Genomic DNA, 13100 nt, shown 5'->3' on the forward strand with positions numbered 1-13100 from the left:
GATATACAATGTCACTTGATCCTAACCACCTAACAAAATCAAATGAACTAAACAAAAAACAAGAACAGGCAAAAAGAATTGCCAAGAATATAGCTCAAAGAAAAGCTAGACAGCACCTAGTAAAGTTTGCAAAAAAGAAACTGGTTAAGAAAGGCATTGGAAATGCAATAAAAAAAGCACTTGCTGCTGCATTAAAAAAGGCATTAAAAGCCGCCCTAGCCTTGATTTACAAGTTACTATTGAAGGCAATCGCTGCTGTAGTTTCGGCTATAGCAGCCTTGGTTGCTGCTTTCGGGATCCCAGCGGTCATAATAGCGGTACTATGTATCATAATTGGTTTTATTGCCTTTGATTTCAACTTTGATGGAGAAAGCGATCAATTAACTATTCTACCGGTATATGAAGAGATCTCAATGTCTACGATCGATAGTGAAAAAGACGATCAAGTAGAATGGAAAGTTCCTACCGGCTTAATTTCAGCTTTCGTGCAAATATCGCAAGTAAGAAAAGAAGCCTCACCAACACCATCAGGTTCAGTAATACCTATTCCAGAACAGTTCTTACCCACATACAAAGCAGCTGAAGCAAAATATGGTACCCCTTGGTATTTACTAGCTGCTATTCATCGGGTTGAGACATCGTTCTCTACTCATCCCACAATGGTATCTCCTGTAGGTGCAGTTGGTCACTTTCAATTCATGAAGGCGACTTGGGTAGGATGGAGATATGCTATAGATGATGTGGGAAATGTTGACCCATCACTTGATATTACGAACCCTCAAGTAATTAAGAGAGGGAATGGGTATGGTGTTGATGGGGATGGAGATGGTAAAGCCGATCCTTGGAATTTTTATGATGCTGCATTTAGTGCCGCTAATTATCTCGCAAAAAACGGAGCTCCTCATGATATGAGCAGGGCAGTATATCAGTACAACCATAGTCAAAAGTATGTTAACAATGTTTTGGCTATAGCAGAAAGTTATAAAACGGGGAATGTCCCAGTTAGTACTCCTGGCGAAGCTCATAATCCAATCCAGAAACCGGGATCATATGAAGCTCTTGCTAAAGAATTTGTGAAGGGAATCGAACCGGAGTTTACCTATGACTCATTACGAGTCAACGTTTGGCAATACACTGAAACATCCTCTGTTAGCGAAGATGGTAGCACGTCTACATCAAGTACCGATCCAGAAATTGTCGGTCACAAATCGTACGACAAAATTGTTGATGTAAGCACCTTCCGTGGATTGTATACACTAAAATATGATACATCTCCTGGGGATTATAAACTTGTCTCCGTTAAACGATCCGGTAAAAAAATTATTTATACCTATGAGATGGTCGAAGAACTTCATGAAGTTGAACGAGGCTATAGTCCAAACTATAATTTGCTAACATCAAAGGCTCAATCATTAGGATTTGCAAAACAAGATTTCCAGTTAGCGCTCTTACTATTCAACAGTCAGGCGTCTCCTGAATCGCCTGAAGCTACGAATCGCCTTCCTATTGAAACGGAGGGGATAACTGACGGTAACGGAGATATAGATTTTGGAGAAGCTGAAGAAATTCCACCTGACCTATTAAATAAAGACTACGTCTGGCCAGTTCCTTCTATTCACAGAATCTCTAGCGGTTTTGGTAGTAGATGGGGCGATGAACACCTAGGAATAGATATTTCTAATGGGAATTCGGCAGGAGCACCTATTTATGCGATGGCTGATGGTACAGTAGTGCATGCAGGACCTCGAGATCCTAAAGGATTTGCTCAAGCAGTATACATTGATCATGGGAATGGTCTTTATACAAGATACGGGCATCTACAATGGAATGCATACGGAGTTAGAACGGGACAAAAAGTGAAAAAAGGACAATTCATAGGTAGAATAGGAGCAGGGAAAGTTGGAAGTTCAACTGGTCCTCACTTACATTTTGAGATTATTATGAATGGGCGACATACTGATTCCGGTAGTGTTTCAGGTACTTGGATCAATCCATTAAAATTAGTTCGTCCGTAGAAAGGGATTATATGGATCGGGAAAAGAAAATCAAAATGACAAGGATCTCCTCAATTCTTGCCCTTATTGTTGTCCTGGTTACACTAGCAATTCTTTTATTTTTGGACTATCTGAGAGATAGAGATAATTTTGAGAATATCGACGAGATTAGGCAAACCATTCAAAATGAAAAACTAGCTAAACCAGACCCGTTTACCATCACCTATGAACAAATACAGAACCAAGCACAACACATGAAAGAGTCAGATATTCCACTTGATGAGAACGTGGGAAAACATGATCCAGAACAAGCCAAGTTATTCAAAGATCGATCGTATGTTATAAAGTATTTATTTACATTAGCAATCGAGGGGGAAGTCCAAGCCTTTTTTGAGCAATTTGATCCTAACACTATGGTAAAAGACTTCCCAAACATCAATACCCAACCAGAAGAACAGAACCAAGCATTGAATAGCCTGACCCGCAATCACTCTCTAACAAACATTCGTATCCTGAAAAGTGAGTTAGTACCGAATTCGAAGGATGTTTCAGTCCTAGTCGAACTAGTCTACAGCGATCAGAGTCGAAGCAAAGTATGGATCAATATGGTTAAGATTGGGGACGAACACTCTTCTCATGCGAGCTGGTACATCACCAGTTCGATACACGACTTAATAAAGCACATCGAATCATAAATTAGGCTGGAGTTCTATACTCCGGCCCTTTTCTATCGCCATAAGATGATTGAATCTTGTAAAAATCTTGAATTACACATATAGTAAGAATAGGCCCATATGCCTAATACTTTATTCTCTGTGTTACAGAAATTGGTTCTAGTAACCTAATGTCGATTGTTGGCTAATATTGTAAACTTGGTATTAGACAAACATCGGAAACTACTTACGATTAGTAAACGCTTCCAGATTTACTAAAAGGGCTTCAGAAAAGGGGGACTTCAAATGATTAAAAAATTCATTCTCGCATTTCTCCTCGCAGCAGCTCTCGTAGGAGCGACATCAGCTAACTGGCATATTACATAATATTTGGGCGATCGGTCGGTAATAAAAACACCACTTTTTTAGGGGTGTTTTTTTACTATCTAGGAGGCATACTATGTTACTTGATATTCTTATCCTATCTTTTATTATTGCGTTCATAAGAGGGGCTCGAATGCGTGAGTTTCCTAAATTTCATTACTTGTCAATATTATTCGCTGCAATTGGATTACAACTTTGCTCAGCTTTGTTTTCCTCTTGGGGTGGTCTCTTTATATCAGTTGCTTACCTCCTTTTACTTATCTTTTTTTACTCGAATCGAGAACACGAGGATATACGTGTATTTATGATAGGTTGGTTCTTTAACGCGTTAGCAATTTGGTCCAATGGGGGAAAGATGCCCATAGATATCGAACTAGCAAAAAAGCTGCCTTATTCTGTCGAACCCATTATTAATGGAACAGACTTTAAACATTCTGTTTTGGATAGCAACTCAAACTTATCATTTTTAAGCGACATTTTGTTTATGCCTTTCCCGATAGCAAGAGTAATAAGCATAGGCGATATTTTCATTATGTTGGGGGCTTTCCTGCTCGTTCAGCGGGTAATGGGAAAACCAATCTCACTAACTAGACTCCGTGAGGGGAAACAATATGAATCAAATAATCAACATTAAGCGTGATATACTAGGAATCTTAGTACAAGTTATTCTCCCTATTACAGGTATTCTAGTAATCATTTCTACGTTTACTTCGTGGGAAATTAATGAGCATTGGACAGTCTTGCTGACCTATACAATGCTGACCATTATTAGCTCTTTCACTCCCATTCGAACAATCAATTCTCCTTTAACTCTAAATAACGCAGTTATCTTCTCAGGAATAATATTATATGGAACCTGGGTTGCTGTTTGGTCCGGATTATTGGAGATCATTATCATCTCATTTATCTTCAAATCTCCACTGAACAAAGCCTTAGCCAATAGTGGACAAGTCCTGGCAACTATTTGGATTACTGGTACTCTTGAGTACTTTTTTCGAGTTAATCTACCATCCTACTGGTTTCTCACGGATATCATATTAATCTTTGTGTATTGGGCAACTAATACCTGTCTTGTAGCAATTGGACTTACACACTTTAGGAATTTGAAATTCATTTCCACCTTAAAAAGTATGTTTATGGGGGGGAGTATGACTTATCTACTCCTAATGTGTGTAGGCGAAATAGGTGCTCGCATTGTTGGTGCATATGAGGTTTATAGCCTGACTATTTTGGCAGGTACGGTTCTCTTACTTAGAGCTGTGTTTCAGCAGTACTTTTCCAGCGTCAATAATATCCAAGGCAAGATGGAAGAAATTAAACATCTGAATGACTCCTTCTTAATTGCTATGGCAGCTTCGATTGACGCTAGAGATCCATACACACATGGCCACTCTTATCGGGTAGCACATTGGGGAAAAGAAACTGCACAAGTATTAGGTCTGTCACAAAAGGAAGTAATGGAAGTCTATTATGGTGGAATCCTACATGATATAGGCAAGATTGGGATAGAGGATAACATTCTTAACAAAGAAGGACTTTTAACCAAGGAAGAGTTCGAACGTATTAAGCAACATCCAATTATCGGTTATGACATTTTAAAACAAGCAGCAGTTTTTCCTGAATTATTACCCGCTATTCGCTGGCACCATGAAAGAATTGACGGACAAGGGTACCCTGATAAACTCATTGGTGAAAATATTCCAAAAATAGCCAGAATATTAGCGGTTTGTGATGCGTTTGATGCCATGGTTTCTGATCGTCCATATCGAAAAGGGATGTCTGTAGAAGAGGCACTTCGAAGAATTGATGAGGGAGCAGGAACTCAATTCGACTACGAAATTGCCCATAAGTTCATTAGATTAATTCAAAACTACCCTGAAGTAGAATTACGAAAAATTCTCTCTTCTGATAACCGCAAGAAAGAGCTAGAAATACTGATACATATATAGACATTTTATATAATGGATGACTACAAAAGTCATCCTTTAACTTTTTTATACGAGGAGATCGCATTATGCCACAAGATAAAGGAATTTGTTCAATAGAGGATTGTCAAAATGAAGTATTTGCAAAGACATACTGTCAAAAGCATTACATGAAACTTTACCGGTACAATAACCCGCTTGGGCGAGAACTTCAAACGACCTGTAGTGTGGAAGGGTGTAGTAAGCCTCATCATGCATCTAGCCTTTGTAGAACGCACTATTATCATCAAAAGAAGTATGGATCAACAGATCAATCTATTAGAGATTACAGTCCTAGAGAGAAAATTTGTAGTACTCCTGACTGTGTGAATAAGGTTAAGGCGCGGAACATGTGTGAGAAGCATTACACACGCTGGTTACGAACTGAAAAGGCATAGAGATCTTAAAAGCTGACATGAGACATCAGAAGCATGTGCCAGAGCATCTATTGGGATAGCTCTGTCTATTACTTTTCGCAGAGTAAAAGAAGAAAGTGGTCTTTCGAGCAAGAATTATAGAAGATGGTGCTACAATATCGAGACTGCTCGCCAATATGAAGGAATTGACATGGCGACGCCCTGCTGCTACTGTTTACGATCGCATAAATGGTCCTATCCAGGCTTCAGACATGATGCAATTGCTGATACGGAGAGTTCGCATTCAGTTACCAGAGCTGATACACCATCCAAGTAATACTTATTGCCTTATTTTCCTATATATGTTATCTCATGTTATATAGTTTGATATGATGGAAAAGCACGAAAACCATTTGCTTGATAAAGGAGGAGACTGTAATGCTAAAATGGCTTTTCCCCTTGCTGCTATCACTCATGGTAATTACCTCATGCTCAACTAACGATGCTGAGCTACGGTGGTTTGCTACTGCTGATGAGGCTATTCAGGACGGTATTCAGATTGAGGGTTTAACAAAAGGTGATGTGCTAGATAAGATTGAAAAAGATGGGGAGACACTCGTTGTGTACAAAATATCACTGCCAGACGGAATAGGTCTTGGTATTGCAAGCCTTGCAAAAGCTGAGGGAAAGTTTGCCTGGTATCGAGCAAATAATCCAGTCATCGTTCAAGATGCCAATCAAAAACCCGTGTCTGTTGTTAAGACAACTATTACGACGGAATCGAAGAAATCCTTTATGGTTCATCTTGGAGCAACGAAAGTTCCAAATCAAACAATCGTAACAGATAAAGGAGTAGTTTCCCCAACCATTGATAATAGTTCGGGGCTATTTTACTATTTCGAATGACCCATTAACAATATGGTGATATATGGTAATATACAAACAGTTAATAGATACCATATATTGGGAGGGTAGCTTATTATGAAAAGGTTTGTTAAGAGTTTCATGATGCTCGGCTTATGTTTCTCTCTTGGCCTATTTACTCAATCCGCTTCTGCAACGGCAGCTGTTAATCACAAAGACACCATTACTTTGAACAAAAAAGATGCATTCGTGGACCCGGAAAGTGGATTACTCATTATTCCGCTCAAAAAAGAAAAGAATAAACTAGTCCAAGTCACCGAACACGAGTATTTGGACGACACACAAAATCCAGTAGCAGAAGAAGTGGGTAACACAACAGAAAATCGCGAGCAGAAACTTGATAACGTTCGCGCAGCAGATTATCGCGAGTATTGGGTATTTACCGAAACATTACGTACATCCGAATATGGTACAATTCAAAAAGTTTCTTCTGGGATTAAATGCACTACGCCATCTTGCAGCATATCCAAAACTGTTCAGGCAACCGTTAGCGCTTCCTTCAGTACTTCAGCTTCAATTGAAAAGGAAGCCATCATAGCCGGTGCTTCCTTTACATGGCAAACTCAACTCACTGATCAAAGCACGTATCAGTTTAATTTGAACAATGGTGATTCCGGGTATATCGGCTTTAAACCTCTATTCAATCGTTCGGCCGGGGTCAATAAGTTATATTCGAACTGGGATGGATATTTAGGCGTTAATAGAAACGCTTGGGGCATGTCGCCTAAAAAAACATCTAATGGTGAAGCAGATGGTTACTATGTCTTCGTTTACACAGACTATTAATAAATAGGTGTCGGCCCCCGAAATGGGGGCTTTTTCATTTCCACTGAGTAATAAAGTTAAACACTGGAGAAGAAAATTGTAGACTGGGTTCGTTTAGGCTAACTAGTTATATAGAGGCAGTACCAGTGAGTTTACGCAAGCTCAAAGTTACGTTATTCCCAATCCTGAAACACTTATCTTTGAGGTACAGTTACGAGAGCGATGTGATGACAAAACAGCCCTCTTTTATTAGCTGTCAATCTCCTGAATACTTGCCTTGAGATTTTCCACTTCTATTCTTAGTTGCCGAATCTTCGAAATGTCAAATCTAACATTCTCACCAATTGGTTCTGCATAAAACATAGGATTTCGACCCATGACTTGTGAAACAAAAAAGATAACAGGATTTTCCCCAACGTCAAACGCTGTTCTATATGTGGGATTAGACACATTCAAATCACTCAATAATTCATCTAAGTTTGTAATACAATCTTGCAGTACTTTTACAGCCATAACACTATCCATATATCCCTCCATAGACTATTTACTTAAAGGAAAAAAGTATACCGATTCATGCTTCAGATTAAGATTCCCTCGAGTTTTGAAATGATATGATGTGGTTCTTTTTTAAAATTATACCATGGGTAATAATTGCAATCCTTGTTTGAAAGAGTATTCGTATAGAATTTAGTTCGAGAATCTTTCTTGATAATAACGATCTAATCCCATATAGTTAAAACATGTTATGTTAGTTTTTAATAGCCACCTTCACAATTGAATGGTGAGCGGATAACTCATAAAATTAGGCTCTTTGCGAGCAAACGAAACGTTACCAATGTTCCGTTTACTCGCAAGGAGCCTTTTTTATTTGGATCCTAATTATGAGTAAGTGAGGTGACAATTTCGATGTATCAATAGACAAGAGTGGAAGTGGTCCTTTTAGTAATGAATAGTGTAGAAGCATATCAATCTCATAAGAAAGAGGAATAAAAATGAACAACTCCTTATTCGTACTCGTTATTATCGATAAAGGTATAGTGCAAAAGGTTGTAGCTTCGGATTCTGATATAGGTATTCAAGAAATCGCTAATAAACAGGTAAGAAGCTACCTCGACTCTTCAGGATATCATTGTGATAAATCAGTTGAACAAGCTACTGAGGATGGTTATGCTAAAATTGTAAAAACTATGCTATATACTCCCGATGTTGAAGAGCAGCATATTTGGAACTATTCATTTGATGGAGAAGAAACAGCGGCAGATGCTATAAAGAGAATCCCACTAGAAAGTAATATCCTAATCACGGGTAATTAAAATCACCCGTAAACAGGGAAAGCGATTAAAGAAATAAGCTTGCAACTATGACTACGTGTCTAATCTAAACAAAAGGGGGATATTAACTCTGAGAGTAGTTGTTTTTGTTCTCACGATACTATGCGGTGTTGGTTTGATAATTTGGGGTGACATAATACTCGATGTCTTAACCTCACCATATAAGGACATGATTACACCTTATGTAACCAAAATCCAGGAGACTAGCCTACCGTTTACCGTGTGGTTCGGTGCCCTCATCGTTATTGGTGTAACGATTCTAAATCTTGCATTGGCGATAATAGAAAAGAATAAGCTGATTAATGAGCTCAATGATAAAATTAATGAAACGGAAAAGGCCAAAAGTGAATTAGCCGGTACATTAGCGGAAATTAAAGAGCAGTATTACGTTTCGAAAGTAACTCAGCAACAGGCAGCAGCCACATCTCCTGCACAACCAGCTATATACAAATCTCACAATAAGGGATTTGCTGACCAACACCCAGATATCATTGGTATGCAGGTATACGAGGTCATTAAATCCAAACAGTATTTAGACGTTACTTACTCTTATCAGGTTCTCAACCAGGAAACCTATAAGAAGCATGATCACCCACTTACTTCGCCTTCAGATTCTATCAGTATTTCCGAACGCTTAATTGACGATTTAAAGCGGGACTATGCATCTAATTCCTTGCTAAAATTCATTACGACGCAAGTCAAGCGAATTGACCAACTGTGTCAACCTGGTACAACGCCAAACGAAAAGCTTATCATTGCTCATCTTGTAGTCCTAAGAGTAGCGACAACTATCCAAGGACAATTCTCTAATACTTCTCTAGAGCCTTCCTTTGCTAATCATAAATTAGTTACATCGATTAGTGTAAAGCGAAGAACCGGAGTTGTCGAAGGAATTCTGCTAAACGATGTATTAGGAGATATCACATCTTATTACTTTAAAAAACAAGATGGTGCGGAGAGTAAGAAGGATCGTTGGTACGCTGCAGTTAAGAAAACCAACCGAAATGAAGTGCATCTACTTACATTCAACAAGAAACTGCCCTATCAGAAAGTATTGAATCTAACAAATGCTTATAATGAATCCTTGAAGGCTCATCACCTTATGTAGTAAACTAAAGGTAATCACAATTGGGGAAGTGATGAAGAGATGAAGAATAACAAATGGTTAGCACCCCTATATCGAGCAATTAAACAATGGAAAGCTAAACGTGATATTCAAGCAATGAAGAAAGCGGGCATTTTGAAAAAAGCACCTGGTAAGAACTCAGAGTTCTTAACTGGATTCTCTGTTTGGAAAGTGAACTAAATAAAAGCCATCCATCCGGATGGCTTTTTTACGTTCTCCAACTTATTCGTTGTAATTATCAATTCATTGAGAATTTCAACTAATCAATGAAACATCTTTAACAAATCCTCTAAAAGTGCATGTGCGAAGCATGCCTTTTTCCGTTTTTTCAAGATACTCCACTTTACAACGTATAACTGGTTCAATCATTTGAACATTTTTCTTCTTTAACGTATGGAGATGAGAAGCAATTTTCAGGAATTCTTGTTTCTCTTTTGGTTTAAATCCAAACTGAACAAGGGCAGCCGGCTGAATCAGATCAATAGGGCCTGTTGTCGTCCCAATAAGAAGCCCAAAAGGGTTACATTGATATCCAAGGATAGACACAGTTTCAATCTTAGTATGCTTCCATTTCACCCATGCTTCAGGAAGGTTAGTAGGTCTAGAATTTAAATGGTATTTTGAATCGACGTGTTTTACAACTATACCCTCCCAGCCTCGCTTCAATGTCCATTCAAACAGTTGGTTGCCGTTTCCCACCGTGTATTCAGTTGGTATAAGTGAATTACTTGGTGTGATAATCTCTGATAGTCTCTGCTTGCGATTTAGCATAGATGTAGAAGTAAGTGACTCACCATCGAGCATAATTAAGTCGAATGGCACTAGAGTGGAGGGGTTCATACGAGCAGCAATTTGTATTTTATCTCTTTTTGTGAGTTTTGCCCGCTTATCAAATAAACTGAAATCCGGACGATGCAAGTTTGGGTTAAAACAAACTCCTTCACAGTCTAAAATCACAGACTGAGCTCGAATGTTAGCTTTAGCCGCTTCTACAATATCAGGCAATCGATCACTTATTTCGTTGCCATGACGGGTAAAAATTCGAACTTGATCATTATTTTTATGGAGTAAAAGTCTATAACCATCATACTTGGGTTCAAACAATAGCTCTTGAGATGACAAAGATATTGGAGTAACCTTTTGGTTGGAAAGTAACATTGGTTTCAATGGATCAAACAACAAGTTGTATTACCTCCGGTTTTAGTCTTAATCCATCTGAAATAAATATATCAAATCCTAACATTCCAGAAGTATAAACTTTATGTGTAGTAAAATATTTACTGCAGTGATTTTTCTATCGATATCTCAAATCCATATTCATCAATGTTTTGATTGTATCAATTATGAAAGGATCCTGCGCTGGTAATTACTCCGCAATCTGATTATCATTACAATGCGTTCTCTAATGTAAAATTTTACCTTAACGAGTATTATCGTAACATCGAGTAACTAGTGATTACTTCTATAATTCTTTAGTTCGAACTATGCAGCTCATTTGCTTTCTGCTTTGATTAGAATAGGACAATTGTTAAGCCGTACCTGACATTCAGCTTTTAAAATCTCCACATTGTACACGCTCTCTTCTTGTCGGCCTCGGAAAGTTACTGTGACAATGTAAATAAAGCCATCTGTTGTCTTTTGTTGGTGTATTTTACCACCCATTCGCCCAAAGTTGCTACGATATTCATGATGTTTTCGCTCAGCCCATCGAGATATCGCATCCAATGTCTTGCAGTAGGACATTTTGAAATTAGCCTGTTTAAGTTTCTCCATATCTTTAGCAACAGCCTTAAACAGCAACTCATACAGGATCGTTTCGTGTAAGATTTCTCGCCACTCAGATTGCATCATGTTACTCTACACCCGCTCAACCAGCAATAAATTATCGATGGGTACCCACCAAATACCATCGTCTCTTACAAGTTTAATTTTCCTATCCTCGATAGCTTTGACCACTCCCCATTCTCCGCGGATACAGTCCTCATGCCAACTGACGTTGATCGCATAATCTTTTCGCACAGAATCGTAAATGATGACATTTAGATCAGCTACTGTGTCTGGAGCAATAACTTGTAACGCAGTCGTCATTTGATCATAGTAATGCTCATATAACAGGTTCATTTGTTGCCTCCTCCACCAATCCAGCCTCTACTAGATCACGTAGAATATCAGGGGCACATCCGGTCTTGATTCCTAAACGGACTTTGCTATAAGCAACGAGATGATCATCTGTTAAAACAGGTACGTTTTGTAGTTGGCCATCCACTACTGTTTTTATCCTTTCCATACACTCACCCTCAATAAGAACGTTTGTTATCTAGAATTAAGCCTAAACTGGTCTCTGGTTAGTTGAACCAAAGGAAAAATAATAATGTGCCACATAATATTTCTGATGTATTAACTGTGATTTAAGTATATCGAACAAGAACGCACGTTCGCAACTGAACATGATTCTGATTCTCTTATTTCTTCAGTGTGTTCAGTCAACAAAACGCGGAAAAATTTGAAACAATTTAAAAGCCGGTTTTCACCACGTGGAGGGTGTAACCGGCTTTATAACTATTCGTGTCTAAATTTCCCTTAATGCATCCACTGACCAACGAGCTTCTAGTTCAGATTTTACTCTATCGATATGTATAAGCTGGTTTGTTAAAGGAGATGCGTGCTGATCTTTAAAGATCGGAATATTCCTTATCCACTCTGCTTCCTTGTGCATTTTCTCAAGCTCTTGAGTTACCTTTTCATAGGCAAGAGTATGGTTTTGAATCTTTTCCACCTTTTCTGAATCACTCAGGATCGGTGCGTTTACAATTGCGTTTATGGAATGATTAAATTGATCTGCCAATCCAAGAAGGCAGTTATCGTGATTGGATCGGAACCACATCATAATTTTGTGATACCTTTCGTATTCATCCTTATATTTAACACTCATATATTTCACCTTCCTTTTCTCTCATTGTTTAGTACCCGTCTCATATATAAAGTTCGGTAGTAGTCTTTTTGGCAGCTATCACACACACTACTGACCAGTACTTTATCTCCGTTTAATCTTTTCGGAAACCAAGATACATGGAGGTTTTCCTTACAATGAGTACACCGCCGAGTTGTCTGATAACGGTTGTACTTCTTAATTCCGTACTTTTTGAACAGATACTTAACCCTTCTAACGTTGACATTAAAAAGGTCAGCAATGTTCTGTTGTGTTGCAACCCTTGCTAGTTTTTCTAAAATTTCTGATTGCGAGATACCTATTTGCTGCAAATCATCCTTATATTTTTTCAATTGCTCGAAAGTAGGCATCTTACTTTCTCCCTATATGTTTTGTACTTTTCTATATCAAAAGTACATTACCAGTTTATCCAGGAGGCAACGGTTGAATACCCATAATGTCCCTAACATTTAAAAGCGCAGCTTGATCCAAACCCATTAGAGTATGAAGAAATGCCATACGAATATATCGTATGGCACATAATATCATTTCTTAGTATCTGGGGGCTTAATCAAGCGAAATCTTCACTCTATCTTACAAATAGTTTGTCTTCATTATATGCGAACGCGATACGAACACGCAATTACTTACCGCCGCATGGTACAATATGGTAA

General features: G+C 38.4%; 16 protein-coding genes. 9 read left to right on the plus strand and 7 right to left on the minus strand.

The genetic code is table 11. From position 1 onward, the window contains the following. Positions 1-8 precede the first annotated feature (8 nt). The 6 genes from ACFYU8_RS17930 to ACFYU8_RS17955 all read left to right on the plus strand — a co-directional run bounded on the left by ACFYU8_RS17930 (position 9) and on the right by ACFYU8_RS17955 (position 7061). Entirely contained in the window at positions 9-2015 is a 2007-nt protein-coding gene (locus tag ACFYU8_RS17930) for a peptidoglycan DD-metalloendopeptidase family protein (RefSeq protein ID WP_390301491.1), read from the plus strand. A gap of 11 nt (positions 2016-2026) precedes the next feature. Next, on the plus strand, positions 2027-2689 hold the full coding sequence (locus ACFYU8_RS17935; protein ID WP_390301489.1) for a hypothetical protein: 663 nt from the start codon (positions 2027-2029) through the stop codon (positions 2687-2689). A 418-nt stretch (positions 2690-3107) separates the two neighbouring features. Further along, positions 3108-3665 carry a DUF5317 domain-containing protein gene (locus ACFYU8_RS17940; RefSeq protein ID WP_390301486.1) on the plus strand — a complete coding sequence of 186 codons (558 nt, stop codon included), beginning with the start codon at positions 3108-3110 and terminating at the stop codon, positions 3663-3665. Further along, on the plus strand, positions 3643-4980 hold the full coding sequence (locus tag ACFYU8_RS17945) for an HD-GYP domain-containing protein (RefSeq protein WP_390301483.1): 1338 nt from the start codon (positions 3643-3645) through the stop codon (positions 4978-4980). Before ACFYU8_RS17940 ends, ACFYU8_RS17945 begins: the two co-directional genes overlap by 23 nt. 809 nt (positions 4981-5789) lie before the next feature. Beyond that, positions 5790-6257: a hypothetical protein gene (locus tag ACFYU8_RS17950; protein WP_390301480.1), complete on the plus strand. Its 468-nt coding sequence runs from the start codon at positions 5790-5792 to the stop codon at positions 6255-6257. A 75-nt stretch (positions 6258-6332) separates the two neighbouring features. Beyond that, positions 6333-7061: a hypothetical protein gene (locus ACFYU8_RS17955; protein WP_390301477.1), complete on the plus strand. Its 729-nt coding sequence runs from the start codon at positions 6333-6335 to the stop codon at positions 7059-7061. Positions 7062-7289: 228 nt separating this feature from the next. Here the strand turns inward: ACFYU8_RS17955 and ACFYU8_RS17960 are convergent, their stop codons facing one another. Next, positions 7290-7565 carry a hypothetical protein gene (locus tag ACFYU8_RS17960; protein WP_390301474.1) on the minus strand — a complete coding sequence of 92 codons (276 nt, stop codon included), beginning with the start codon at positions 7563-7565 and terminating at the stop codon, positions 7290-7292. A gap of 467 nt (positions 7566-8032) precedes the next feature. Between ACFYU8_RS17960 and ACFYU8_RS17965 the strand changes: the two genes are divergently transcribed. The 3 genes from ACFYU8_RS17965 (at position 8033) to ACFYU8_RS17975 (ending at position 9677) form a co-directional block, all read left to right on the plus strand. Then, a complete protein-coding gene (locus tag ACFYU8_RS17965; protein ID WP_390301471.1) occupies positions 8033-8353 on the plus strand; it encodes a hypothetical protein in 321 nt (106 codons plus the stop codon). A 187-nt stretch (positions 8354-8540) separates the two neighbouring features. After that, a complete protein-coding gene (locus ACFYU8_RS17970) occupies positions 8541-9479 on the plus strand; it encodes a hypothetical protein (protein WP_390301469.1) in 939 nt (312 codons plus the stop codon). Between the two features lie 39 nt (positions 9480-9518). Beyond that, on the plus strand, positions 9519-9677 hold the full coding sequence (locus tag ACFYU8_RS17975) for a hypothetical protein (RefSeq protein ID WP_390301466.1): 159 nt from the start codon (positions 9519-9521) through the stop codon (positions 9675-9677). Positions 9678-9752: 75 nt separating this feature from the next. On the opposite strand, the gene ACFYU8_RS17980 is transcribed toward ACFYU8_RS17975, so the two are convergent. From ACFYU8_RS17980 to ACFYU8_RS18005, 6 genes are all read right to left on the minus strand, one after another. Further along, on the minus strand, positions 9753-10679 hold the full coding sequence (locus ACFYU8_RS17980; RefSeq protein WP_390301463.1) for an ATP-dependent DNA ligase: 927 nt from the start codon (positions 10677-10679) through the stop codon (positions 9753-9755). 309 nt (positions 10680-10988) lie between these two features. After that, positions 10989-11348: a YhjD family protein gene (locus ACFYU8_RS17985; protein ID WP_390301460.1), complete on the minus strand. Its 360-nt coding sequence runs from the start codon at positions 11346-11348 to the stop codon at positions 10989-10991. A gap of 6 nt (positions 11349-11354) precedes the next feature. Continuing rightward, the gene (locus ACFYU8_RS17990) at positions 11355-11618 is read right to left on the minus strand and encodes a hypothetical protein (RefSeq protein ID WP_390301458.1); all 264 of its coding nucleotides are present in this window, start codon (positions 11616-11618) and stop codon (positions 11355-11357) included. Beyond that, positions 11602-11784 (minus strand): hypothetical protein, encoded by a 183-nt coding sequence (locus ACFYU8_RS17995; protein WP_390301455.1) that lies wholly within the window; start codon positions 11782-11784, stop codon positions 11602-11604. The genes ACFYU8_RS17990 and ACFYU8_RS17995 overlap by 17 nt, the downstream gene beginning before the upstream one ends. A gap of 282 nt (positions 11785-12066) precedes the next feature. Further along, the gene (locus ACFYU8_RS18000; RefSeq protein WP_390301452.1) at positions 12067-12429 is read right to left on the minus strand and encodes a hypothetical protein; all 363 of its coding nucleotides are present in this window, start codon (positions 12427-12429) and stop codon (positions 12067-12069) included. A 5-nt stretch (positions 12430-12434) separates the two neighbouring features. Continuing rightward, positions 12435-12797, minus strand: a complete 363-nt coding sequence (locus ACFYU8_RS18005) for a hypothetical protein (RefSeq protein WP_390301449.1) — start codon at positions 12795-12797, stop codon at positions 12435-12437. Positions 12798-13100: the final 303 nt, after the last annotated feature.

It is taken from the genome of Brevibacillus sp. NPDC003359 (assembly GCF_042878995.1).
Classification (GTDB): domain Bacteria; phylum Bacillota; class Bacilli; order Brevibacillales; family Brevibacillaceae; genus Brevibacillus.

Coding starts and splice junctions, on each gene's coding strand:
- ACFYU8_RS17930 (WP_390301491.1), top strand. CDS start 9: ATGTCACTTGATCCTAACCACCTAACAAAATCAAATGAACTAAACAAA.
- ACFYU8_RS17935 (WP_390301489.1), top strand. CDS start 2,027: ATGGATCGGGAAAAGAAAATCAAAATGACAAGGATCTCCTCAATTCTT.
- ACFYU8_RS17940 (WP_390301486.1), top strand. CDS start 3,108: ATGTTACTTGATATTCTTATCCTATCTTTTATTATTGCGTTCATAAGA.
- ACFYU8_RS17945 (WP_390301483.1), top strand. CDS start 3,643: ATGAATCAAATAATCAACATTAAGCGTGATATACTAGGAATCTTAGTA.
- ACFYU8_RS17950 (WP_390301480.1), top strand. CDS start 5,790: ATGCTAAAATGGCTTTTCCCCTTGCTGCTATCACTCATGGTAATTACC.
- ACFYU8_RS17955 (WP_390301477.1), top strand. CDS start 6,333: ATGAAAAGGTTTGTTAAGAGTTTCATGATGCTCGGCTTATGTTTCTCT.
- ACFYU8_RS17960 (WP_390301474.1), bottom strand. CDS start 7,565: ATGGATAGTGTTATGGCTGTAAAAGTACTGCAAGATTGTATTACAAAC.
- ACFYU8_RS17965 (WP_390301471.1), top strand. CDS start 8,033: ATGAACAACTCCTTATTCGTACTCGTTATTATCGATAAAGGTATAGTG.
- ACFYU8_RS17970 (WP_390301469.1), top strand. CDS start 8,541: ATGATTACACCTTATGTAACCAAAATCCAGGAGACTAGCCTACCGTTT.
- ACFYU8_RS17975 (WP_390301466.1), top strand. CDS start 9,519: ATGAAGAATAACAAATGGTTAGCACCCCTATATCGAGCAATTAAACAA.
- ACFYU8_RS17985 (WP_390301460.1), bottom strand. CDS start 11,348: ATGATGCAATCTGAGTGGCGAGAAATCTTACACGAAACGATCCTGTAT.
- ACFYU8_RS17990 (WP_390301458.1), bottom strand. CDS start 11,618: ATGAACCTGTTATATGAGCATTACTATGATCAAATGACGACTGCGTTA.
- ACFYU8_RS17995 (WP_390301455.1), bottom strand. CDS start 11,784: ATGGAAAGGATAAAAACAGTAGTGGATGGCCAACTACAAAACGTACCT.
- ACFYU8_RS18000 (WP_390301452.1), bottom strand. CDS start 12,429: ATGAGTGTTAAATATAAGGATGAATACGAAAGGTATCACAAAATTATG.
- ACFYU8_RS18005 (WP_390301449.1), bottom strand. CDS start 12,797: ATGCCTACTTTCGAGCAATTGAAAAAATATAAGGATGATTTGCAGCAA.